A 20,035-nucleotide genomic window follows, 5' to 3' on the forward strand; every position below is an offset into this window, starting at 1 on the left:
CCGAGTTGTCGTTCGTGTGCGATGCGCGGCGGGCTCAGGGCGTGCGCAGGCTGTTGATGTAGTCCTGCCAGCGGGGGATGCCGTGGTGGGCCGCGCGGGCGTGGATGTGGTCGGTCACCTGCTGGACGTAGTGCGGGGGCATTGATCGGCGGCTGCCCGCGTAGGAAGCGGCCAGGCGCTGGTGGAGGCGGGGCGGGAGGTGTGCTGCGGCCTGGGCTAGGAACCAGGTGCGGGCGCCGGGGCTCAGGCGCATGACGTCGGGGAAGACGGTGACGGCTCCTGCTTCGGCACAGGCGTCGACGAGTGCGTCGAGAGCGCGGGGATGGTCGGCGGCGTGGGGGATGACGGGGGCGATGAGGACGCCGGCGGGGACCCCGGCGTCGCGCAGGGCCGCGATGGTGTCCAGGCGGGCGCGGGGTGGGGAGGCGGCCGGTTCGAAGGCGCGCCGGACGCGGTCGTCGAGGGAGCCGAGGGAGGTCATCACCAGGATGTTCGCCGCCTGGGCGGCTTCGGCGTAGAGGGGGATGTCGCGGCGCAGGAGGGCTGATTTGGTGGTCGTGGTGAAGGGGACGCGGTAGTCGGTGAGGGCGCGCAGGATGCCGGGCATGAGCTGGTAGCGGCCTTCGGCGCGTTGGTAGCAGTCAGTGGAGGTGCCGACCATCACCCACTGGTCGCCGGTCTTGCCGGTGCGCAGTTCGCGGCGCAGGACGGTGGCGGCGTTGGTCTTGACGTAGAGGTGGGTCTGGAAGTCCTCGCCGGTGTCGTGGCCGAGGTGGTGGTGGCCGTCGCGGGCGAAGCAGTAGGTGCAGGCGTGAGTGCAGCCGCGGTAGGGGTTGAGGGTGAAGCCCATGGGGCCGGGTGTGGCGCCGGGCATGCGGTTGAGGATCGTACGGGCCTGGATCTCGTGGAAGGTGACACCGCGGGAAGTCGGGGGCCGGGGGCGGTTCGGGGGTCACGGCGGAGGCAGGAAAGAGGGTGGGGTGCGGGTCGGTGGCGTTCACCGGCCCGCCTCGTCGGTGTCGTTCGCCTGCGGGGTGAGGGCGCGGGCCGCTTGCAGGAGCTGGTGGCCCATCTGCGCGAGGTGCGGGGCGAGTTCGGGGTCGCCGTGGAGGGTGGCTTCGGGGCCCAGGGCGAGGAGTCGTACGGCGATGTGCAGGGGGTCGTCGGCGGAGAGGTCGATGGTGCAGGTGTGGTCGTCGAGGGGGTGGACGCGGGAGGGGAAGGCCCCGCTGCGAGTGCGGGCCGTCGCGGCGTCGTACGGGACGGTGGCCCGGGCGGGGTAGCGGGTGGGCGCGGCGGTAAGGGATGCGGTCAGGTACGTGGACGCGTCGGGGGCGGGGAGCCGGCGGGACGGGGCGCGGCGGCCGGTCGGGGCGGGACCGGTGAGGCGGTCGACGCGGAAGGTGCGCCAGGCGTCGCGGTCCAGGTCGTAGGCGAGCAGGTACCAGCGGCCGTGGGAGGCGAGGAGGGTGTGCGGTTCCACGTGGCGCGAGCTGGGGGTGCCGTCGCGGGACTCGTAGGCGAAGGTGACCGTCCCGTGGTCGCGGCAGGCGGTGGCGAGGGCGGCCAGTGCGGCGAGGTCCGCCTTTGGTGCGCCGCTGAACGGCAGTGATGTGGTGGCCTGTTGGACGGCGGCGATCTGGTCGCGCTGGCGGGCGGGCAGGAGCCGGGCGAGCTTGTCCAGGGCTCGGGTGGCGGTCTCCTCGATGCCGGTGACGCCCGCTGCGGCGGCGCGCAGGGCGACGGCGAGGGCGACGGCTTCGTCGTCGGGGAAGAGGGGCGGCAGGTCGGTGGTCATGCCGTTCAGGCTGCCCGCCATCGAGGTCGTTGGGTGTCCTATTGGGCTTCTACCGTCGGAGGCATGTCCGAGAACGAAACCCCTCAAACCGATGCGAAAGTATCCGCGAAGGCATCGGAAGCATCTGCGAAGGCATCGGTTGCCGATGCGCAGGTCGCTCCCTCACCGGCGGCGGTGGATCCCCGCCGGTGGGTGGCGCTGATCGTCCTCCTCGTCGCGACCTTCATGGACGCGGTGGACGTGACCGTCGTCAATATCGCCATCCCCCACATCCAGGAGGACACGGGCGCCTCGACCTCCCAGATCCAGTGGGTGGTCGGCGGCTATGCCCTGGCCTTCGCGCTGGGCCTGATCACCGGCGGGCGCCTGGGCGACCTGTACGGGCGGAAGAAGGTCTTTCTCGCCGGGGTCGCCGGTTTCACCCTCACCTCGCTGGTCTGCGGCATCGCCGGCGCCCCCGAGATGCTGCTGGCCGGCCGGATCGCGCAGGGCGCGGCGGCCGCGCTGATGGTGCCCCAGGTGCTGTCGATCATCCATGTCTCCTTTCCGAAGGAGGAGCGCGGCAAGGTCTTCGGCATTTTCGGAGCGGTCAGCTCGCTGGGTGTGCTGGCCGGGCCACTGGTCGGCGCGCTGCTGGTCGAGGGGGATCTGTTCGGGATGGGCTGGCGGCCGATCTTCCTGGTCAACCTGCCGCTGGGCGTGATCGGTCTGATCGCGGGCGCGGTGCTGATCCGCGAGTCCAAGGCAGAGCGGGCGGCCCGGCTGGACGTGGGTGGCATGGTGCTGTCCACCGGCGGCCTGCTCTGCCTCGTCCTGCCGCTGATCCAGGGCCGCGAGCTGGGCTGGCCGGTGTGGACGTACGTGATGATGGCGGCCTCTGTGCCGGTGCTCGCGCTGTTCGTCGCGTACGAGAGAAGGGTGATCGCCCGCGGCGGCTCCCCGCTGGTGGTGCTCTCCCTGTTCACCCGCAAGAGCTTCTCGGGCGGCCTGGGCGTCCAGCTGATGTTCGGCCTGGCGTCCGGGGTGTTCTTCCTGGCCTGGGCGCTCTACCTCCAGCTGGGGCTGGGCTTCTCGCCCCTGAAGGCGGGCCTGTCCGGGCTGCCGCTGTCGCTGCTGCTCATGGTGGGCGCCGGCGTTTCGATGCAGGTGCTGGTGCCGCGCTTCGGCCGCCGGGTGCTCCAGGCGGGCGCGCTGACCGCCGCGGCCGGGATGGTGCTCTTCGCGTGGCTGACCGGCCACTACGGCGCGGACATCACGCTGTGGCAGACGATGCTGCCGCTGGCGCCGATGGGTATCGGCATGGGCCTGATCGTCGCGCCGCTCACGGACATCATCCTCTCCGAGGTGCCGCACGAGCACGCCGGCTCGGCCTCCGGCCTGAACAACACCACGGTCCAGCTCGGCCAGGCCGTCGGCACCGCCCTCTCCTCGCTGATCTTCTTCAATCAGCTGGGTGACAACCCCGTCACCCAGGGAGCGAAGATGCCGGACGCCTTCGCCCACACCCTGCCGTACGTCGCCGCCGCCTTCCTCACCTCGTTCGCGCTGCTGTATGCGATCCCGAAGCGGGCCGGGCACAAGAGCGGGGACGCCGGCGGAAACCCGGAGGGCGACAAGACCGGGACGCCGGCTGAGGCCGCGGGCCCCGCGCTCACCCGGTGAGCCCGGTGAGCCGGAGGGCGGTGCCGCCACCCCGCGCGGCGCCGCTCCCGTTCCCGGCTCCCGAGCCCCTGTCGTCACCGCGCCGGGAGCGCCCCTCGCCGGGCGGAGACCCAAGCGGAGATCCAAGCGGAGATCCAAGCGGAGGTCCAAGAGGACATTGAAGGACCTATTGGGGTCCTACCGTAAGGACTGAGCGCGGTCGCGGGCTCCGGGGCGGACGGGGACGGTAACCGCCCCGACGGGCCGGAGCGGCGGCCCGGAGCCCGGGCCGCGCCACCTCTGCCGGCCGTGTCACGTGTCTTCCGTACCGCCGGCACGACACCGTCGGCGGCTGACCTCGCGGCTCCCCGCCCTGTGCGGCGCACCGCTCTTCCCCAAGACCGCTCGGCGTGCGGGGAGAGATCACAGAAAGGAGACTGCGGATGACGCAGGGAAACGCCGTGGTGGCCGGTCGGCCGATGATGCCGCCGCTCGGCTTCGGGACGTGGCAGCTCAAGGGCGACGACGCCTACCGGGCCGTCTCACTGGCCCTGGAGGCGGGGTACCGGCACCTCGACACCGCCACGCTGTACGGCAACGAGGACGCGGTCGGCAAGGCGCTGGCCGTCGGCGGGCTGCCGCGCGACGAGGTGTTCGTCACTACCAAGTTCGCCCAGCGCAGCCCCGGCCGCGAGCCGGAGGCACTGGCACGGTCGCTGGACCGGCTCGGGCTGGAACGGGTCGATCTGTGGCTGCTGCACTACCCGCTCAAGGACCCCGGTGAGAACGCCGCGGTGTGGGACGCGTTCCTGGCCGCCGCCGACGAGGGCCTGGCCACCGACGTGGGGGTGAGCAACCACAGTCTGGACCAGCTCGACGCGCTGACCGCCGCGACCGGTCGCACCCCGGCCGTCAACCAGATCCGGCTCAACCCCCCGCTGTACGACCCGGCCGTGGTGGAGGGACACCACGACCGCCAGGTGGTGCTGGAAGGGCACAGCCCGCTGCGCCCGCGCAAGCCCGGACTGGCCCACCCCGCCGTCGTCGAGATCGCCGCCGCGCACGGCGCGACGCCGGCGCAGGTCGTTCTCGCCTGGCAGCTGGCACACCGGATCCCGGCCATCCCCAGGTCCGGACACCCCGAACGCATCCTCGAGAACTTCCACGCCACCGACCTGGACCTCACACCCGGGGACATCGCCCGCATCGACGCTCTGGGCAAGGCCCGGACCAGGCCATGACCGTGCCGCAACGCCCTTATGAACTTTGGACTTTGGAATTTGGAATTGAATTTGGCCTTGGACTTGGACTTTGGAACGATCATGAATGACGAAATCCTCATCGAGGGCGCCCGCGAGCACAATCTCCGGGGCGTCTCGCTGCGCATCCCCAAGAACAAGATCACGGTGTTCACCGGTGTGTCGGGCTCGGGCAAGTCGTCACTGGTGTTCTCCACCCTCGCGGTCGAAGCACAGCGCCAGCTGAACGAGACCTTCACGACCTTCGTCCGCAACCGGCTGCCGCGCTACGAGAAGCCCGACGCCGACCGGATCGACCACCTGTCCACCGCGGTGGTCGTGGACCAGAAGCCGATCGGCGCCAACGCCCGCTCCACCGTCGGTACCGCCACCGACATCGCCTCGATCATCCGGCTGCTGTTCTCGCGGGCAGGGGAGCCGTCGGCGGGCATGGCGACGGCGTACTCCTTCAACACCCCCGAGGGCGCCTGCCCGACCTGTGCCGGGCTCGGCCGCACCGTCCAGCCCGACCTGGACATGTTCTTCGACACCGCCAAGTCGCTGAACCAAGGGGCGCTGCTTTTCCCGATGTTCAACGTCGGTGGTGTGCAGTGGAACCTGTTCACCCGCACCGGCCGCTTCGACCTCGACAAGCCCCTCAAGGACTACTCACCACGGGAGTGGGAGCGCCTGCTGCACGGCGAGCCCGGCTCCTCCGCGGCCTCCGACGAGGGACTCGTCCCGCGTTTCGAACGGCTCTACCTGGGCCGGGACATCTCCACCCTCGCCTCCCGCACCCGCAAGGCGGTCGAGGAGTTCACGGTCCAGGGCACCTGCCCGGCCTGCGAGGGGGCGCGGCTGAACGAGGCGGCCCTCAAGACCCGCGTCAACGGGCACGGCATCACCGACCACATGGCGATGGAGGTCACCGAGCTCATCGGCGTCCTCGGGAAGATCGACCACCCGCTGGGCACCCCGCTCGCCGAGCAGGCCACCGCCGGGCTGCGGCGCCTGGAGGACATCGGGCTCGGCTACCTCAATCTGGGCCGCGAGACCTCCACCCTCTCCGGCGGTGAGGCACAGCGCCTGAAGATGGTGCGCTTCCTCGGCTCGTCGCTGACCGGGATGACGTACATCTTCGACGAGCCGTCCACCGGCCTGCACCCCCGCGACGTGGGCCGCATGAACACGCTGCTGCGCGAGCTGCGCGACCGGGGCAACACCGTCCTCGTCGTCGAGCACGACCGCGACGTCATCGCCGCCGCCGACCACATCATCGACATGGGCCCCGGCGCAGGCGTCCACGGCGGCCGCGCCGTCTACCAGGGCACCCCCGCCGGCCTCCGGGACGCCGACACCCCCACCGGCCGCTGCCTGCGCCGCACCCCCGGGCTGAAGGAACGGACCCGCACCCCGACCGGCCGGCTGACCGTCGCAGGCGCCGGCCTGCACAACCTCAAGAACATCACCGTGGACATCCCCACCGGCGTGCTGACCGTGTTCACCGGCGTCGCGGGATCGGGCAAGTCCACCCTGGTCTCCAAGGTGCTCACCGCCCAGCACCCCGAGGTCGTCATGGTCAGCCAGAGCGGCATCGGCATCTCCTCGCGCTCCACCCCGCTCAGCCACCTCGGCATCATGGACACCATCCGCAAGGCGTTCGCCAAGGCCGGCGGTGTCGACGCCGGATACTTCAGCTTCAACTCGCGCGGCGCCTGCCCCGTCTGCCAGGGCAAGGGCGAGATCACCGCCGACATGGCCTTCATGGACCCGGTCACCACCCTGTGTGAACGCTGCGACGGCACCCGCTACGACCCCGACGTGCTTGCCCACACCCTGCGCGGCAAGAACATTGTCGACGTCCTCCGCCTCTCCGCAGAGGAAGCCGCCGGCTTCTTCACCGACCGCACCGTCACGCGCAAGATCAGCCTGCTGAACGAGGTCGGGCTCGGCTACCTCACCCTCGGCCAGCCCCTGTCCACCCTCTCCGGCGGCGAACGCCAACGCCTCAAACTCGCGGGCGAACTCCACAAGACAGGTGGCATCTACGTCCTGGACGAGCCCACCACCGGCCTGCACATGTCCGACACCCGGACCCTCCTGGCCCTCCTGGACCGCATGGTCGACGCGGGCAACACCATCCTGGCCATCGAACACGACCTCGACGTCATCGAGCACGCCGACTGGGTCATCGACCTGGGGCCCGACGGCGGCCGCCACGGCGGGGAAATCCTCTTCACCGGTGCCCCCGCCCAGCTCCTCCAGCACCCCACGTCCCACACCGCCGGCGCGCTACGCAGCGATCTGGGCGTGCAGGCGACGGCCCATCAACCCAACCGATAGGAGATCTGCCATGAGCATCATGTCCCCCGGAAACGTCGTCTGGTTCGAGTTCGAGACCGCTGAACCCCAGGCAGTGCAGGACTTCTACGGCCCGCTGCTGGGCTGGTCCTTCGAGAAGGACCCGGACTCCTCCATCGACGGCAACCTCTACATCCGTGTCATCGCCCCCGGCATGGCCTGGCCCATGGGCGCCATCCTGAGCCGGGAAGGAGGGACCGGCATGGGCGAGGTCTGCAACCTGACGGTGCTGTCCACGGACGTGCCCGCCGACGTCGAGCGGCTGCGCGCGCTGGGCGCGAGCGTGGAGCTGCCGCCCACCCAGGTCAGCGATGTCACCGTCTTCGCCCGGCTGCGCGACCCGCAGGGCAATGTCTTCTCGCTCTTCTCCCAGAGCACCGCGGCCCGCTTCGAGGACCGCATGGAGGCCACCCACGAACAGATGGAACAGGTCGCCTTCGAACCGCGGCCCGGCACGTTCGCCTGGTTCGAGATCGGCACCACCAACCCCCGGGCCACCCGTGACTTCTACTCGCGGGCCTTCGGCTGGCGGTTCGAGGGCGAGGGCCCCTACCAGTCCATCCTCACCGGCGGCCCGTACCCGGTCGGCGGTCTGTACGACCACAGCGGGCGCGAGGGCGGCGCCGACTACGCCATGCCGTGCTTCCTCGCCGAGGACGTCACGGCCCTGACCGGCAAGGCCGTCGCGGCAGGCGCCCACGCCGAGCAGGGGCCCGAGCTCGCGGCCGACGGCTGCCGCTTCGCCCGCCTGCTGGACCCGCGCGGCAACCGCTTCGGCCTGTTCGACAACAACAGCGACAACAACAGCGAGGGCAGCGGCCGGCACGACAGCGGGGAGGGCTCACGATGAAGATCGGCCTGCTGGGTACGGGCTTCGGGCGGGCGCACGCAGCCGTCTACGCCGCCCGCCCCGATGTCGAGAGGGTCGTCGTCTTCGGCCGCACCCCGGCCGGACTCCGGCCGCTGGCAGAGCAGTTCGGATTCGACACCACCACCGACCTCGACGCGGTCTACGCCGACCCGGACATCGGCCTCATCGACGTCTGCCTGCCCACCCCTCTCCACGCCGACCACGCGGTACGGGCGATGGAGGCGGGCAAGGACGTGCTGTGCGAGCTGCCGCTGGCCGCCACGATGCAGGACGCGCGCCGCATCGTCGAGGCCCAGCACGTCACCGGGCGGCAGGCGTTCGTGGATCTCTTCGCCCGCTTCAGCCCCGTCAACGAGTACATCCTCAAGGCCATCGCCGAGAGCACGTACGGGCCGCTGCGCACCTGGGAGACCGAGGTCCGCACCGCGCTGTTGTGGGAGGGCTACGACCTGCGTCTGGACTCCCTGGTCATGGACACCATGCACGGCGAGCTCGACCTCTTCGCCACCGCCCTGGGACGCCCCGAGTCCGTCACCGCCCTCGGCAGCGAGGGCGCGTGGCACGGCTCGGCGGGTGAGGCTCTGCTGACCTACCCCGGCGGCGTGCTGGTGCGCTGTGCCGCTTCCGCCCTCAAGCCCAAGTCCTACGGCATGGGCGGGGGATCACGGGCCGTCTTCGCCGACGGCGTCCTGGAGACGGAGTTCACGGGAGGCGCCGAGGGGCAGGGAGGCACCCGCCTCGTGGAGTACACCGAGGCCGGGCGGCGCCCCGTCGACCTGCCCGAGCGCGACGCCTACGCGGCCGTCATCGACCACGTACTGGCCTGCCTGGCCGGGAAGGAGACTTCCCGGATCACGCCCGAGAGCGCGCTGGACGGCCTCCAGCTCACGCTCGACGTCCGCCGGCGGATCAACGAGCAGGCGTAGCAGCACCTCCTCGCTTCACCTCTTCAGGGCCCTGGGCCGCCTCGATGGCGCCCAGGGCCCGTTCGGCGATCTTGCGCAGGTGCGGTACGAGCTCGGGCGGCCCGATCAGGGTGTAGTCCACGCGCAGGGCGGCGATGCGGAAGGCGAGGTATTCGGCGGAGTCCACGGCCGTACGCAGCCGGCAGCTCTGCCCGTCGATCTGTTCCAGGACACCGAGTGAGGCCGGTACGCCCTGGGCCGCCCGCTCGATCGGAGCGTGCAGGATCAGTTCGGCGCGGCAGCTGCCCGGCCCGGCGCCCAGGACGCCCGCCACGTACGCGGCGGCGTCCTGGCCGTCGGGCAGCTCGCGTTCGGGGACGCGGGCGCCGGTGCGGTGCAGTGCGTCGATCCGGTCGACGCGGAAGGTGCGCCAGTCGGCCCGGTCGAGGTCGTACCCGACCAGATACCAGCGCCGCCCCGCGGCCACCAGCCGCACCGGTTCGGCCAGCCGCCGCGAGGGCTCGCCGTGGGCCGGTGCGTAGCTGAAGCGGATCTTCTCGTGGGCCACGCAGGCGGCGGCGAGGGCGGCCAGCAGCTCGGCGGCGGGGCCGCCGGTGGGCTGGGAGACGTAGGTGGCGGCCTCGGCGAAGTGGGACACCCGGTGCCGCAGACGCGAGGGCAGCACCTGCTCCAGCTTCGCCAGGGCCCGCAGCGAGGTCTCCTCGATGCCGCTGACGGCGGCGGTGGCGGCGGTGCGCAGGCCGATCGCGATGGCCACGGCCTCGTCGTCGTCCAGCAGGAGCGGCGGCATGGCGGTACCGGCGACGAGGCGATAGCCGCCGATGTTGCCCTGGCTGGCTTCGACGGGGTAACCGAGCTCGCGCAGGTGATCGATATCGCGGCGGATGGTGCGGGGCGTGACGCCCAGCCGCTCGGCCAGCTCGGCACCCGTCCAGTCGCGCGGGGCCTGGAGCAGCGACAGCAGCTGGAGCAGACGGGCCGCGGGGTCTCGTACGCCCCGGGTCACCACGGAATCGGCGCTCATACCGCTCACCCTCACCGATCAATAGGACGTGCGATGACCTATTGAACGCCTACCGTCGAAGACATCGGATGAAACACACCGTTTCTTCTGAATTGCCCCGGAGTCGCAGGCTGCCGGCCCACCCGCCCGGGGAACCCCACAGCCCCACAAACCCACCAAGAGAGGAGCCCGCCATGACCGCGACGGGAACCAAGGAAACCCTCCAGCTCTTCACGCCGATGCTGTACGTGCGCGACAGCCTGGAGGCCATTGCCTTCTACACCGATGTCTTCGGCGTCGAGGAGATCAGCGAGCGCACCATGCTGCTGTCCCAGGTGCCCGGCATGGACAAGACCCCGGGCGCGGACCGGACGGTCGTCTACTCCAAGCTCCAGTTCGGCGACGGCAGCGCGCTGTCCGTCGCCGAGCTGTACGGCACACCGCAGGGCAGCGGCGACCATGTCATCGGCAACAACATCCACATCGGCCTCCAGTACACCGACCCCGGCGAGCAGCGGACGGCCTTCGACAAGCTCGCCGAGGGCGGGAAGGTCCTGGAAACGCTGGAGACGAAGTTCTGGGGTGTCGCCTACGGCATCGTCCAGGACAAGTACGGCGTCATCTGGGAATCCAACTGCTACCTCACCCAGGGCGACGGCGACGAGGCCGCCGCGCCCGCCTGAGGCTCCCGCCCCCAGTGCCGTCCGCGCTTTTACCAGGTGACCGGCAGCTCGGTGACCCCTTGGAAGGAGGCGTCCCCCGGCGTGCACACCGGCGACTGCGCAGAATCGGCCAACCGCAGGCCGGGGACGCGGGCCAGCAGCGTCCGCAGAGCGACCTCCAGCTCCAGGCGGGCCAGATGCTGCCCCAGGCACTGGTGGACGCCGTAGCCGAAGGACAGGTGACTGCGGTCGGCGCGGTGCACGTCCAAGTCGTCGGGGCGGGGGTGGACCGAGGGGTCGCGGTTGAGCACCGCCGTGGGGAACACCACCCCCTCCCCGGCCCGGATGACGCCCCCGTCCACCGCCACATCCTCGAGGGCCACCCGGACCAGACTGTCCAGTGTGGACAGGTAGCGCAGCAGTTCCTCCACCGCGGACGGGATCAACGACGGGTCCGCGCGCAGCGCCGCGAGCTGCAGCGGGTGGTCCAGCAGTGCCAGCACGCCGGTGGCGATGGTGTGGGCGGTGGACTCGTGCCCGGCGATGAGCAGCAGCATTGCCACCGCCGCCAGCTCCTCCCGGTCCGAGCCGCCTTCCCGCCCGCTGTCTTCCATCAGCTCGTCCAGCAGCCCGCGATGCGCGTCTCCCGCTTCCCCACCGGAACCCTTGCCGGGCTCGTTGCCGGACTCCTTGCGGTCCACCAACTCCCGCAAATACGACATGAGCCCGGCGTACCCCTCCCGGGTCTCCCGGGCCGTCGCCCCGCGCATCAGCCGCCGCGTCCGCTCCTCGAAGAAGGCATGGTCGGCATACGGCACGCCCAGCAGTTCGCAGATGACCGTGGACGGCACGGGCAGCGCGAACGCGGCGACCAGATCGGCCGTCGGGCCCTGTACGAGCATGGCGTCCAGGTGGCGGTCGACCGCCCGCTGGACCATCGGGCGCAGCGCGGCGATGCGCCGGACGCCGAAGTGCGGGATCAGCCCGCGCCGTTGCCGCCGGTGCTCGGGACCATCGACGCTCAACAGCGGCAGAACGAGCCCCTGCAGCTCCTCGAAGCGGGCGACGAGAACGGGGAAGCGAGGATGGGCGGAATCGGACGACAGACGCGCGTCCGCCAGCAGCCGGCGGGCCTCAACCTGCCTCGTCACCGCCCACACCACCCGCCCGTCGTACAGGACCACCCGCGCCAACGGCCCCTGCTCCCCCAGCCGGGCATAGCCCTCCGGCGGCCGGTAGGGACACGTACGGTCCTGCGGGAACACGGGGAATGTGGGGAATGCAGGGAATTCGGGGAACGCGCTGACGTCGGGCATGGCACAGCCTCCCTGCCGAAGAACGTGGCGTACGTGGGGTACGTGGGTCCGGAATGGACGAACGGCGCCGACGCTATGCCCCGAATAGGACACCGAGAGACCTACCGAGCCTCTTCCCGGCCACACATCTTCCGTCCTTAGGAGGCGAGTTCACACTCCGGCGGGGTGCGGTAGGCGAGAGCGAAGCGTGCTCCCCGAGGACAGCCGCCGCACCCTGCACCGCCAGCCTCGATGGCCGTACCGGCTTTCGTCGAGGAGTCGCGAGTCGGCGTCGAGGGCTCACCGAACGCACCATGCTGCTCTCCCAGTACCCGACATGGACACACCCCGGGCGCAGACAAGATGGTCGTCCACTCCAAGCTCCAGTTCTCCGACAGCGGCGTCCTTAACGTCGCCGGGCTGGCCGCCGAAGCCACCACCGACGGCTTCGCCCAGGTCAGAGGGACAGATTCAGCCCGAGGCTATTGCCCCAGACAACGACAGCTGCTCCGTCCCTGCCCGGTGTCCCGGGTTCTCCACCCCGGGTGCCGCCGTTACCCCCGGCTCCGGTCTGTGGGGGGCTCAGCAGAGCGAGGGAATGGCCCCGGGCGCCTCGTCCGCCGGACGTGCTGGTCCCGTTGCCACCGTTGGCGCCGTTGGACCGCTGCGGGACCGCGCCCAGGCACTCGCCTCTGCCGCCCCCGCCGTTGGTGTTTCCTTCGGTGGCGGGACCTCCGCCACCGCCACCCGCGCCGATAAGCCTGACGAACGCTGTGTCCACTCCGGCCGGGACGGGGAGCAGGTAGATTCCCGGCTGGCTGTATTCCTCCCTTGGCGGGATGTAGCGGTGTAGCGGTAGCCGACGGAGCAACGAAGGCCACCATCGACGCGATGGCGGCACAAAGCCCGACCGCCCCACCTGCGGTTCGCCCGAAGACCGACACGAGAATCCTCCCCCTGGGCTGCCGACCCGATGTATGAGCACAACGGATCTGGCATGACCGTCCCCCGGATCGGATGGCCGTATCCCCGTCTTTCAAGGGAAGGCGGGACGCGTGTGCGACAGGGCAACCGAAGGCTCTGATGGTGAGTCGCTCAGTGGCTGTAGTCGACAACAGCGAGTTCGCGCTCCAGCGGCGTGCGGTAGGCGGGGGTGAAGCGCCGGTTCCCTAGATAGGCACTCAGACGGTTCACCTCTGCGGCAATCGCGGTGCGCGGCTGCCGGCCGGGCGCGGTGAATAGGCGATGGGCGATGGTGCCGTCCTCGCGCTGTGCCCAGCCGCCCACGATGCGGCCGTTCCACCACACGGTGGGGCCGATGTTGCCCATGCGGTCGAAGAGGGCCGGGGTGTGGGCGGGGTCGAGGTAGAAGCCGCGGTCGCGCCAGCCCATCGGGGTGGGGTCGAGGGCCGGCAGGAGTGCGGCGGAGGGCTCGGGGGCCTCGACCGGATCGATGTCCTCGGGGAGGGCGTAGCCGGGGCCGTCGTCGAGGCGGACTTCGACGGCTTCGGTGGCGGCGAGGGCTTTTCGGGTTTCGGTGAGGGTCCAGCCGGTCCACCATTTGAGGTCGGCGAGGGTGCCGGGGCCGAAGGCGGTCAGCCAGTGGCGGACGAGCTCCGCGCGGGCCTGGGGAACCGGGATATCGGGGAGTTCCGGTGCCGGGGTCCAGGCGTGCTGGTTGCTGGTCCAGCCGCCGCGGCGGGTGCCGCGGGTGAGGTGGCCGTCGGCGGCGAGGGCGAAGAGCAGGTCGGTGGCGATGCTGCGGCGCGACTCGTACGGCCTTCCTGGGGAGATCACCAGTTGCCGGTCCAGGCCCGGCACTGTGGCGGCGAGCTCCGCAGTCGTGGCCTCGCCGCGCTCCCGCGCCGCCGCCAGCGTGGCGTGGGTGACCTTCTCCAGCCAGGCGGCGTCGCCGTAGCCGTTCTGCTCCAGCTGGCGCAGCAGTCCCTTGGTGCGGGCTGCTGCGTTGGGGCGACCGCACGCCGCCAGCATCACCGGCGCGCGACTGGTGGGGACGACGAAGAGGGTGCAGCGCATCGCCGTCATCCGCAACAGCTCACCCCGGTCGTACAGTTCCCGCTCGATCGTCTCGTGCCGGGGGTCGGCCAGGCGGGCTGCGGCGGAGAGGTGGACGGTGGCGGCGTCGGTGGCGTGCAGGGCCAGGACCGATTCGGCCGCCTCCCGCACCGAGGCGGCTCGGTGGCCGGGGCCGGGCAGGTGGCGGCGGGCCAGCCGGGCGCGGCGCTGTGCGTGGGTGATGTGCGGGACGGCGGGGCTCATGCGGGGGCCTGCCGGGCGCCCGGGCCTGTCGTGGTGGCGGGCAGGGCGGGGTTGGGGGTGAGGACGCGGCGCAGGATGGCCTCGACCTCGGCGCGGGTGGGGGGTGTGGTGCCGGCCAGTCCCCGCAGGGCCAGGCCGTTGGTGGTCATGGCCGCGGTGCGGGCGGTGAGCTCGTCGACGTAGGGCAGGAGGGCCTCCGCGCTCAGGTCGGTGAACCGGTCGGCGATCGGGCGCAGGGCGGGGCGGCGCAGGGCGGCGAGGTAGAGCTCGAACTCCATGACCTGCTGGTCGCGCTGGGGGCCGAAGCAGCCCATGATCGCGTCGGTGAGGAGCACGGTGAGCTGTTCGGGGGTGAGCTCGGGGCGCTGGGCGACCCAGTCGGAGAGGTAGGCGGCATAGCGGTCCACGGACCGCTGGAGGGCGGCCTGGATGAGGTCGTCCTTGGTCGCGAAGTGGTAGGTCGTGGCGCCGAGCGGGACACCCGCCTTCTCGGCGACGGCGCGGTGGGTCAGCCCCTCTATGCCGCGCTCGGCGATCACCTGCTCGGTGGCCGTGGCGATCTCCTCGACCCGCCGCTTGGGGTCGTACCGCCGCTTCACGGCACCTTGCCCAGCCATGACCGCATCCCTTCCAGGGGTCTCGCACACTGCCAGAAGTTGACTTCTGTACGAAGGTATCAAATTTTCAGAAGTGGGGCGCCGTGAGCCTGAATCCTCGACCATCCAAGGCCACAGGCTCGTGTTTGCTTGATTACTTCCTGTCGTTGCAGCAGGTGGCGAGGGTGGCATGCGCCCCACTATGCCCCGTTTAGCTGCTAGGGCTCGACAAGAATGCTGCACGGATGTACTAATTGAGAGGCGGAGGCTGAAAGCTCCCGCCGGCCCGGGGACACCGAGGCCCTCCCAGCCGCTTGCGCGCTACGGCCGACCGACCGGCCATCACCGGCGGCGCACGGCACCGCGGCCTCAGGACGCAGGTCCGCCCCCGCCCCGCCCTATTACCCAGCACGCCCTTTCAGGAGGGAAGCCCGTCATGATGAACATCGCCCCCTGCCTCGCCGTGAGCGACCCCCTGGCCACCGCGGACTTCTACAAGCGGCTCGGCTTCGGGGTCCTGGACACCGGTCCCCTCGACCCCGGGCACCCGCTGCTGATCATCACCCACGACGGCAAACCCGCCCTGATGATCCAGGGCCAGGAGAGCCTGCGGGCCCTGCTGCCTTCCATGCAGCCCGCCATCGGCTGTTCGGGCATTCACTACTTCACCGTCGCCGACTTCGACGACACCGTGGAGCGCATCCGCCCCCTCGTCGATGTCGTCAAGGACACCGTCCCCAACCACGACCGCACCGGGCAGGAGTTCTTCTTCCGCGACCCCGACGGCTACATCCTCGGCATCTTCGGCCCCGACGACTTCGGCGCCTTCCAGCGGCAGACCGAAGCCTGAACCGGAACACCTGAGAGCGCACTCCCCCATGCACACCCCCGCCATTTCCGCCTGCCTCGGCGTGGGCGACCTCGACGCCACCGTCGCCTACTACGAGAAGCTCGGCTTCACCGCCCAGCCCGCCCCCGCGAACGCCTGCATCCGCGTCCTGACCTACGACGGCGAATTCGCCTTCATGCTCCAGCAGCAGAAGCTGCTCGGCATCTGGCTGCCGCCCCTGAAGGACACCCCGACCGGCTGCTGCGGCATGCACTACCTCGCCGTCGACGACTTCGACGCCTGGGTCGCCCAGCACGCATCCAAGGTCGACGTTGTCAAGGGCCCTGTCGACGCCGGCGGTCACCGGGCCCTCTACTTCCGCGACCTCAACGGCTACGTCATCGGCGTCACCCAGAAAACCCGGCACTGACCACCGGGACACCCCCGGAAACCACACCAACCCCCCACGCATCGCAAGGAGTCACATCATGAAGATCGCCGTTCTCGGCACCGGTGGTGGCGGCCGCGCCCACGCCGCCAAGCTCCTCGACCTCGGCCACGACGTCTACGTCGGCACTCGCGACGTCGAGGCCACCCTGGCCCGCACTGAGCCCGACATGATGGGCAACCCGCCCTACAAGGAGTTCCTCGCCGCCCACCCCGGCATCACCCTGCTGCCCTTCGCCGACGCCGCGGCCGCAGCCGACCTCGTCATCAACGGCATCGACGGCGCCAGCGCCGTCAAGGCCCTGACCGCCATCGGCAAGCAGCTCGCCGGCAAGACGCTCATCGACTACGCCGTCCCCTACCTCTACGGCGCCGAGATGGAACACCCCTGGCCCACGCCCTTCGGGACCATGCCCAAGCTCGACCCCTGCGACACCGACAGCCTCGCCGAGCAGATCCAGCGCTCCCTGCCCCAGGCCAAGGTCGTCAAGTCCTTCGTCACCCAGGAACAGGACACCGTCGTCAACCCCCGGGCCACCGGCGGCGGCGATCACACCATGTTCGTCGCCGGCGACGACCCGGAGGCAAAGAAGGCCGTCACCGCGCTCCTGGAGTCCTACGGCTGGAGCGACATCCTCGACCTCGGCCCCCTCGTCGCCGCCCGCGGCATGGAGATGTACGCCCACATGCACGCCGCCATCGGCATGGCCCTCGGCATGGGCACCCCCTTCGGCGTCAAGGTTGTCCGCCCCTGACCCGCCCCCCCCCCGCAGCATGGCGGTGCCGGGAGCAACCGGCTCTCCCGACCGCTCCCGGCATCCCGAAGGTCATGCCTTCCGCGCGGCCTCTAGGGAACCGGGGGCGTGGGAATGGGAAGGGGAGGAAGAGGAACGGGAAGACTACCGACGAGCCCTGATGCCAAGTTGCTGAGAATTTCCAGCCCAGCGTTGAGAAGTGCTACGAGGGAATCCACAGTCCGCTCCTTCGACGCGTTCAGTTTCGGCTGGCTGCACTCTGCCCAGCGAAGGCGGCTTCCCTCCGCTGCGGTTCGGGCGCGCGGGAGCGCGCGCCCCGCTCACGGGCGGCTGTGGAATGCGCTCTTCCCGTCGCGCGGGAAGGGAACAGCCTGCCGACACAACCGCTATCAGCGCGTTCATGGCTGCAGTGGTTTGACCAGGTGAAAGACACCCGGGCCGCGTAGCGCTTGAGGCAGCGGACGATCGTGGCCGCACAGCAGCCTTGTCTGGCCGTGGGGGGGCGACGCCCGGCACGCTCTTCCTGACCGTGTCGCCCGGGCTGGGCACGGGCAACGCGATGGTGGTGACGCTGCTGGTGCAGCTCGGGGTGGTGGTGACGCGGCTGCTGAATCTGCCGGTGCCCCAGGTGGTCGGCTGAGACGCGGGTGCGCGGCCTCGAGCTGAGCGGGATCGGCCGCGCCCGGTACGGCAGCAGGGCCCGGACCGCGCGTCGCGGTCCGGGCCCTGCCCCGTGCGGTGCCGCCCTGCGGCGGCGGTACGTCAGCTCTGTGCGGTGCCGTCGCCCGTCTGCCCGGCACCCCCGGCTGCGCCTGTCTTCTCGCGCATCTTGCGCACCAGCTCCGCCTTCTGGTCGGCGGCACCCTGACGGTCGAGGTTGCGGTGCGGACCGTTGTTCTGCCGTTCGGCGCGGGACAGCTTCTTGCGCTGGCCGCCGCCCTGGCCCACGGGGTTGTTGATGTTCTTGCTCACGGTCACAGGTTCTCCCGGAATGAGGTGAAATAATCTACGGATTCATCGGTGGGGGACGGGCGCGGCGACATCGAAGGACGTCAGCAGGGGCCCATCACGCGCTCACTCGTAAATCGGCGTCTGGAAGAACATGACCACGACGTTACCCGGTTCCGTCGGCCCCGCACACCAAGTTTTTCGCTGTCCCGGCGTCGGCCGGGCCTTCGGCGAGGACCCGAGGTCAGTCGTTTCAGCATCGACACTCCTGGACCACAAGGCCCTGACCTGCACGTACGCCGCTGACCCGGACTCCCTGGACCACGCAGGACGCCTTCGCCCACCTGTGCCAGGTGGTACCAGGGCGGGCCCCAGGACCAGGACCGGGGCGCCTTCACACACCACTCTGGACCGGGAGTCCTGGAACCGCCTGATCGACGTCCTCATCGAGCACAGCCCGGGCGGCCCGGACACCTCGGCGCCTGTCCTACTGCAACCCGATGGCGATGCGCACCATCGAGTATGACTCCCGTCACGTGCTCACCGGCCGGCTCGGGGATGCGCGAGCCCTCACCGACCTCGACGATCTTGATTTCAGCCCCTCCAACTTCTGGCCGGAGGACCGCTCCTGGGTCGTCTGCACCGACTACGACCTGTGGGGCACCAAGGCCGTCGGCCCCGCAACCCTGGTCAAGGCCTTGATCAATGACACAGGGATCGAAGCCGTTCGCCTACCGCGGGCAAGCTGACCACCAGCCCCTCGGCGGGGCCGCCGGCCTCCGGTCCCTGGTAGTCGGTTCGGCTCAGCCCTGTCGATGCCGTAGTGTTCACCGTACCGACGCGGGGTGGAGCAGCTCGGTAGCTCGCTGGGCTCATAACCCAGAGGTCGCAGGTTCAAATCCTGTCCCCGCTACTCACAGGTGAAGGCCCGGCATTGATTTGCCGGGCCTTCACTGTTTCCTGGACAGGGCCCTCGTCAGCGGATCCGGTCCAGATCCTCGTGGTTGCCCTCTTCGACCGTCTCGCCGCCGTCGAGGACGCCGCCGGCGCGGTCATGGGCTGATGGCGGCACGGATGCGTTCGCGGGTATCGGCTCTACGAGTCCGCGGCCCGGGCCGATGAGGTGCTGTGCCTGAACGTGGAAGACCTCTACCCGCAGGACAAGCACGGGAAGAGCACCGCCAAGGGCGGGGCGACGGAGTGCACTCACCGGCAGTCCGGCGCCGCCCAACTTCTGCCCCGCCTGATCGGCCGCCGCACCCGCGGCCCGCTGATTCTCACCGGCCGGAAGGCCCCGGCCCGGACGCTCCGGCCCAGACGCTCCGGCCCGGACGCCCCGGCCGGGACGCTGTCGCTGGACGTGTGCCCGGAGACGGGCCGGGCCCGGCTCTCCTACCGGCGGGCTGAGGAGATCTTCGAGGAGAACACCCGGCTGTCGGCCAACCCACTCACCTCGCCCGAGGACATCGAGGACCTGGACGGCTGGACCCTGCGCCGGCTCCGCCACAGCGCCCTGACCCACGACGCCGAGGGCGGCACCACCTCCTCCCCTCCCCCGATGCTGCTGGCCCGCTCCCGTCACGCCTCCGTCCGCTCCCTGGAGCGGTACGCCCGCCCCGGCGTCGACGCAGTCGCCCGACACGTCGCCGAACGCGACCCCGCCGCCCGGCGGCAGCGCTGACGTTCAAGATCAATATTGGCGGGTTTGGCGCTTATCCCGGCGAAACCCGCCTCCCGCCCCGCGACCTGAAACCCCCGGCTGGGGAGCGGCCCTGACGCCGGGTCCTTACCGGACCTGATGCACTCGGCAGGGCGTGACGATTCGTCGGTGCGCGCCGACGAGCGGGCGACGGTGGTCACCTCGCGGACCCCTGGGCGCAGGGCGGACAGCGTCGCGGCGGTCGCGTCCGCCCCGCACGTCGCCGGCTACGCGGCGCGGGTGAGTTCGGCGCGGCCGAACAGCAGGGCGTAGCCGGTGGGGAGCCGGCCCAGGATGCGGGTGATGAGGTCGGGGCCGGCGTGGGCGGCGACGGCGGAGAAGACGGATCCGGTGTCCCAGCGGGTGGTGGCCGGGGAGGCGCCGGTGCGGGCGGCGAGGTCCTTGACGAAGGCCCAGCCGGTCAGGGGCCGGGTGTCGGGGATCTGCGCAGTCAGCACGCGTGCGGCCTCCACGGGCAGACAGGCGGCGAGATCGACGCGTTCGTCGCCGGTCAGCCGGCGTCCGAGCCCCGCGAGGACCAGGCGGACGGCTTCGTCGGCCTTCTCGCGGGTGGGGTAGGCGCCCTCGTAGCGGACCCTCTCCAGCATCTGCTCATACGCCGTCCCGTACGGCTGCTGGCGCTCAAGCGGTACGCGCGCGTCGGAGATCACTGCAGTGCATGCCTT

Annotated in this window: 20 protein-coding genes and 1 tRNA gene; 13 read left to right on the forward strand and 8 right to left on the reverse strand. The window is 70.7% G+C overall.

Going from position 1 to position 20,035, the window contains the following annotated elements:
* Positions 1-34 precede the first annotated feature (34 nt).
* Both IF61_RS32480 and IF61_RS32485 read right to left on the reverse strand, forming a co-directional pair.
* Positions 35-874 (reverse strand): radical SAM protein, encoded by an 840-nt coding sequence (locus tag IF61_RS32480; RefSeq protein ID WP_052392852.1) that lies wholly within the window; start codon positions 872-874, stop codon positions 35-37.
* Between the two features lie 123 nt (positions 875-997).
* Entirely contained in the window at positions 998-1,798 is an 801-nt protein-coding gene (locus IF61_RS32485) for a helix-turn-helix transcriptional regulator (protein ID WP_157848636.1), read from the reverse strand.
* 63 nt (positions 1,799-1,861) lie between these two features.
* On the opposite strand from IF61_RS32485, the gene IF61_RS0120210 reads away from it, so the two are divergent.
* From IF61_RS0120210 to IF61_RS0120230, 5 genes are all read left to right on the forward strand, one after another.
* Complete coding sequence (locus IF61_RS0120210; protein WP_078660353.1) at positions 1,862-3,460, forward strand: MFS transporter; 1,599 nt, start codon at positions 1,862-1,864, stop codon at positions 3,458-3,460.
* A gap of 422 nt (positions 3,461-3,882) precedes the next feature.
* The gene (locus IF61_RS0120215; RefSeq protein ID WP_030367866.1) at positions 3,883-4,680 is read left to right on the forward strand and encodes an aldo/keto reductase; all 798 of its coding nucleotides are present in this window, start codon (positions 3,883-3,885) and stop codon (positions 4,678-4,680) included.
* An 81-nt stretch (positions 4,681-4,761) separates the two neighbouring features.
* Complete coding sequence (locus IF61_RS0120220; RefSeq protein WP_052392855.1) at positions 4,762-7,020, forward strand: ATP-binding cassette domain-containing protein; 2,259 nt, start codon at positions 4,762-4,764, stop codon at positions 7,018-7,020.
* Between the two features lie 10 nt (positions 7,021-7,030).
* Entirely contained in the window at positions 7,031-7,888 is an 858-nt protein-coding gene (locus IF61_RS0120225; protein WP_052392856.1) for a VOC family protein, read from the forward strand.
* Positions 7,885-8,835: a Gfo/Idh/MocA family protein gene (locus IF61_RS0120230; protein WP_030367869.1), complete on the forward strand. Its 951-nt coding sequence runs from the start codon at positions 7,885-7,887 to the stop codon at positions 8,833-8,835. The genes IF61_RS0120225 and IF61_RS0120230 overlap by 4 nt, the downstream gene beginning before the upstream one ends.
* On the opposite strand, the gene IF61_RS0120235 is transcribed toward IF61_RS0120230, so the two are convergent.
* Positions 8,819-9,859, reverse strand: coding sequence for a helix-turn-helix transcriptional regulator (locus tag IF61_RS0120235; RefSeq protein WP_052392857.1), 1,041 nt, complete (start codon positions 9,857-9,859; stop codon positions 8,819-8,821). The two genes, IF61_RS0120230 and IF61_RS0120235, sit on opposite strands and share 17 nt — an antisense overlap.
* A 173-nt stretch (positions 9,860-10,032) precedes the next feature.
* On the opposite strand from IF61_RS0120235, the gene IF61_RS33470 reads away from it, so the two are divergent.
* Positions 10,033-10,521, forward strand: coding sequence for a VOC family protein (locus IF61_RS33470; RefSeq protein WP_052392858.1), 489 nt, complete (start codon positions 10,033-10,035; stop codon positions 10,519-10,521).
* A gap of 29 nt (positions 10,522-10,550) precedes the next feature.
* Here IF61_RS33470 and IF61_RS0120245 read toward each other — a convergent pair whose 3' ends face one another.
* The 3 genes from IF61_RS0120245 to IF61_RS0120255 all read right to left on the reverse strand — a co-directional run bounded on the left by IF61_RS0120245 (position 10,551) and on the right by IF61_RS0120255 (position 14,692).
* Positions 10,551-11,816 (reverse strand): cytochrome P450, encoded by a 1,266-nt coding sequence (locus IF61_RS0120245; RefSeq protein ID WP_030367872.1) that lies wholly within the window; start codon positions 11,814-11,816, stop codon positions 10,551-10,553.
* A 1,074-nt stretch (positions 11,817-12,890) separates the two neighbouring features.
* On the reverse strand, positions 12,891-14,075 hold the full coding sequence (locus IF61_RS0120250; RefSeq protein WP_030367873.1) for a winged helix DNA-binding domain-containing protein: 1,185 nt from the start codon (positions 14,073-14,075) through the stop codon (positions 12,891-12,893).
* Positions 14,072-14,692: a TetR/AcrR family transcriptional regulator gene (locus IF61_RS0120255; protein WP_030367874.1), complete on the reverse strand. Its 621-nt coding sequence runs from the start codon at positions 14,690-14,692 to the stop codon at positions 14,072-14,074. Before IF61_RS0120255 ends, IF61_RS0120250 begins: the two co-directional genes overlap by 4 nt.
* 415 nt (positions 14,693-15,107) lie before the next feature.
* Between IF61_RS0120255 and IF61_RS35935 the strand changes: the two genes are divergently transcribed.
* From IF61_RS35935 to IF61_RS35940, 4 genes are all read left to right on the forward strand, one after another.
* The gene (locus IF61_RS35935; RefSeq protein WP_052392859.1) at positions 15,108-15,521 is read left to right on the forward strand and encodes a VOC family protein; all 414 of its coding nucleotides are present in this window, start codon (positions 15,108-15,110) and stop codon (positions 15,519-15,521) included.
* Positions 15,522-15,549: 28 nt separating this feature from the next.
* On the forward strand, positions 15,550-15,930 hold the full coding sequence (locus IF61_RS0120265; RefSeq protein ID WP_030367876.1) for a VOC family protein: 381 nt from the start codon (positions 15,550-15,552) through the stop codon (positions 15,928-15,930).
* Positions 15,931-15,988: 58 nt separating this feature from the next.
* Entirely contained in the window at positions 15,989-16,702 is a 714-nt protein-coding gene (locus tag IF61_RS0120270) for an NADPH-dependent F420 reductase (protein ID WP_030367877.1), read from the forward strand.
* Positions 16,703-17,186: 484 nt separating this feature from the next.
* Positions 17,187-17,342, forward strand: coding sequence for a hypothetical protein (locus IF61_RS35940; protein ID WP_157848637.1), 156 nt, complete (start codon positions 17,187-17,189; stop codon positions 17,340-17,342).
* Positions 17,343-17,464: 122 nt separating this feature from the next.
* Here the strand turns inward: IF61_RS35940 and IF61_RS0120280 are convergent, their stop codons facing one another.
* On the reverse strand, positions 17,465-17,680 hold the full coding sequence (locus IF61_RS0120280) for a DUF6243 family protein (protein WP_030367878.1): 216 nt from the start codon (positions 17,678-17,680) through the stop codon (positions 17,465-17,467).
* A gap of 470 nt (positions 17,681-18,150) precedes the next feature.
* Here IF61_RS0120280 and IF61_RS32495 point away from each other — a divergent pair, with 470 nt between their 5' ends.
* From IF61_RS32495 to IF61_RS0120300, 3 genes are all read left to right on the forward strand, one after another.
* Positions 18,151-18,399 (forward strand): hypothetical protein, encoded by a 249-nt coding sequence (locus tag IF61_RS32495; RefSeq protein ID WP_052392860.1) that lies wholly within the window; start codon positions 18,151-18,153, stop codon positions 18,397-18,399.
* Positions 18,400-18,489: 90 nt separating this feature from the next.
* Positions 18,490-18,563, forward strand: a tRNA-Met gene (locus tag IF61_RS0120290).
* A 225-nt stretch (positions 18,564-18,788) separates the two neighbouring features.
* Entirely contained in the window at positions 18,789-19,331 is a 543-nt protein-coding gene (locus IF61_RS0120300; protein ID WP_245684561.1) for a site-specific integrase, read from the forward strand.
* Between the two features lie 245 nt (positions 19,332-19,576).
* Here the strand turns inward: IF61_RS0120300 and IF61_RS0120305 are convergent, their stop codons facing one another.
* Positions 19,577-20,020 (reverse strand): DUF2267 domain-containing protein, encoded by a 444-nt coding sequence (locus IF61_RS0120305; protein WP_030367880.1) that lies wholly within the window; start codon positions 20,018-20,020, stop codon positions 19,577-19,579.
* Between the last annotated feature and the right edge of the window lie 15 nt (positions 20,021-20,035).

The organism is Streptomyces roseoverticillatus (assembly GCF_000719265.1).
Taxonomy (GTDB): Bacteria; Actinomycetota; Actinomycetes; order Streptomycetales; family Streptomycetaceae; genus Streptomyces; species Streptomyces roseoverticillatus.

Excerpts from the sequence above, each read along its gene's own strand:
- IF61_RS0120255 (WP_030367874.1), bottom strand. The coding sequence starts at position 14,692 with ATGGCTGGGCAAGGTGCCGTGAAGCGGCGGTACGACCCCAAGCGGCGG.
- IF61_RS0120225 (WP_052392856.1), top strand. The coding sequence starts at position 7,031 with ATGAGCATCATGTCCCCCGGAAACGTCGTCTGGTTCGAGTTCGAGACC.
- IF61_RS32495 (WP_052392860.1), top strand. The coding sequence starts at position 18,151 with ATGGCGATGCGCACCATCGAGTATGACTCCCGTCACGTGCTCACCGGC.
- IF61_RS0120270 (WP_030367877.1), top strand. The coding sequence starts at position 15,989 with ATGAAGATCGCCGTTCTCGGCACCGGTGGTGGCGGCCGCGCCCACGCC.
- IF61_RS0120235 (WP_052392857.1), bottom strand. The coding sequence starts at position 9,859 with ATGAGCGCCGATTCCGTGGTGACCCGGGGCGTACGAGACCCCGCGGCC.
- IF61_RS0120265 (WP_030367876.1), top strand. The coding sequence starts at position 15,550 with ATGCACACCCCCGCCATTTCCGCCTGCCTCGGCGTGGGCGACCTCGAC.
- IF61_RS0120220 (WP_052392855.1), top strand. The coding sequence starts at position 4,762 with ATGAATGACGAAATCCTCATCGAGGGCGCCCGCGAGCACAATCTCCGG.
- IF61_RS0120245 (WP_030367872.1), bottom strand. The coding sequence starts at position 11,816 with ATGCCCGACGTCAGCGCGTTCCCCGAATTCCCTGCATTCCCCACATTC.
- IF61_RS35935 (WP_052392859.1), top strand. The coding sequence starts at position 15,108 with ATGATGAACATCGCCCCCTGCCTCGCCGTGAGCGACCCCCTGGCCACC.
- IF61_RS0120230 (WP_030367869.1), top strand. The coding sequence starts at position 7,885 with ATGAAGATCGGCCTGCTGGGTACGGGCTTCGGGCGGGCGCACGCAGCC.
- IF61_RS0120210 (WP_078660353.1), top strand. The coding sequence starts at position 1,862 with ATGTCCGAGAACGAAACCCCTCAAACCGATGCGAAAGTATCCGCGAAG.
- IF61_RS0120250 (WP_030367873.1), bottom strand. The coding sequence starts at position 14,075 with ATGAGCCCCGCCGTCCCGCACATCACCCACGCACAGCGCCGCGCCCGG.
- IF61_RS32480 (WP_052392852.1), bottom strand. The coding sequence starts at position 874 with ATGCCCGGCGCCACACCCGGCCCCATGGGCTTCACCCTCAACCCCTAC.
- IF61_RS0120215 (WP_030367866.1), top strand. The coding sequence starts at position 3,883 with ATGACGCAGGGAAACGCCGTGGTGGCCGGTCGGCCGATGATGCCGCCG.
- IF61_RS32485 (WP_157848636.1), bottom strand. The coding sequence starts at position 1,798 with ATGACCACCGACCTGCCGCCCCTCTTCCCCGACGACGAAGCCGTCGCC.
- IF61_RS33470 (WP_052392858.1), top strand. The coding sequence starts at position 10,033 with ATGACCGCGACGGGAACCAAGGAAACCCTCCAGCTCTTCACGCCGATG.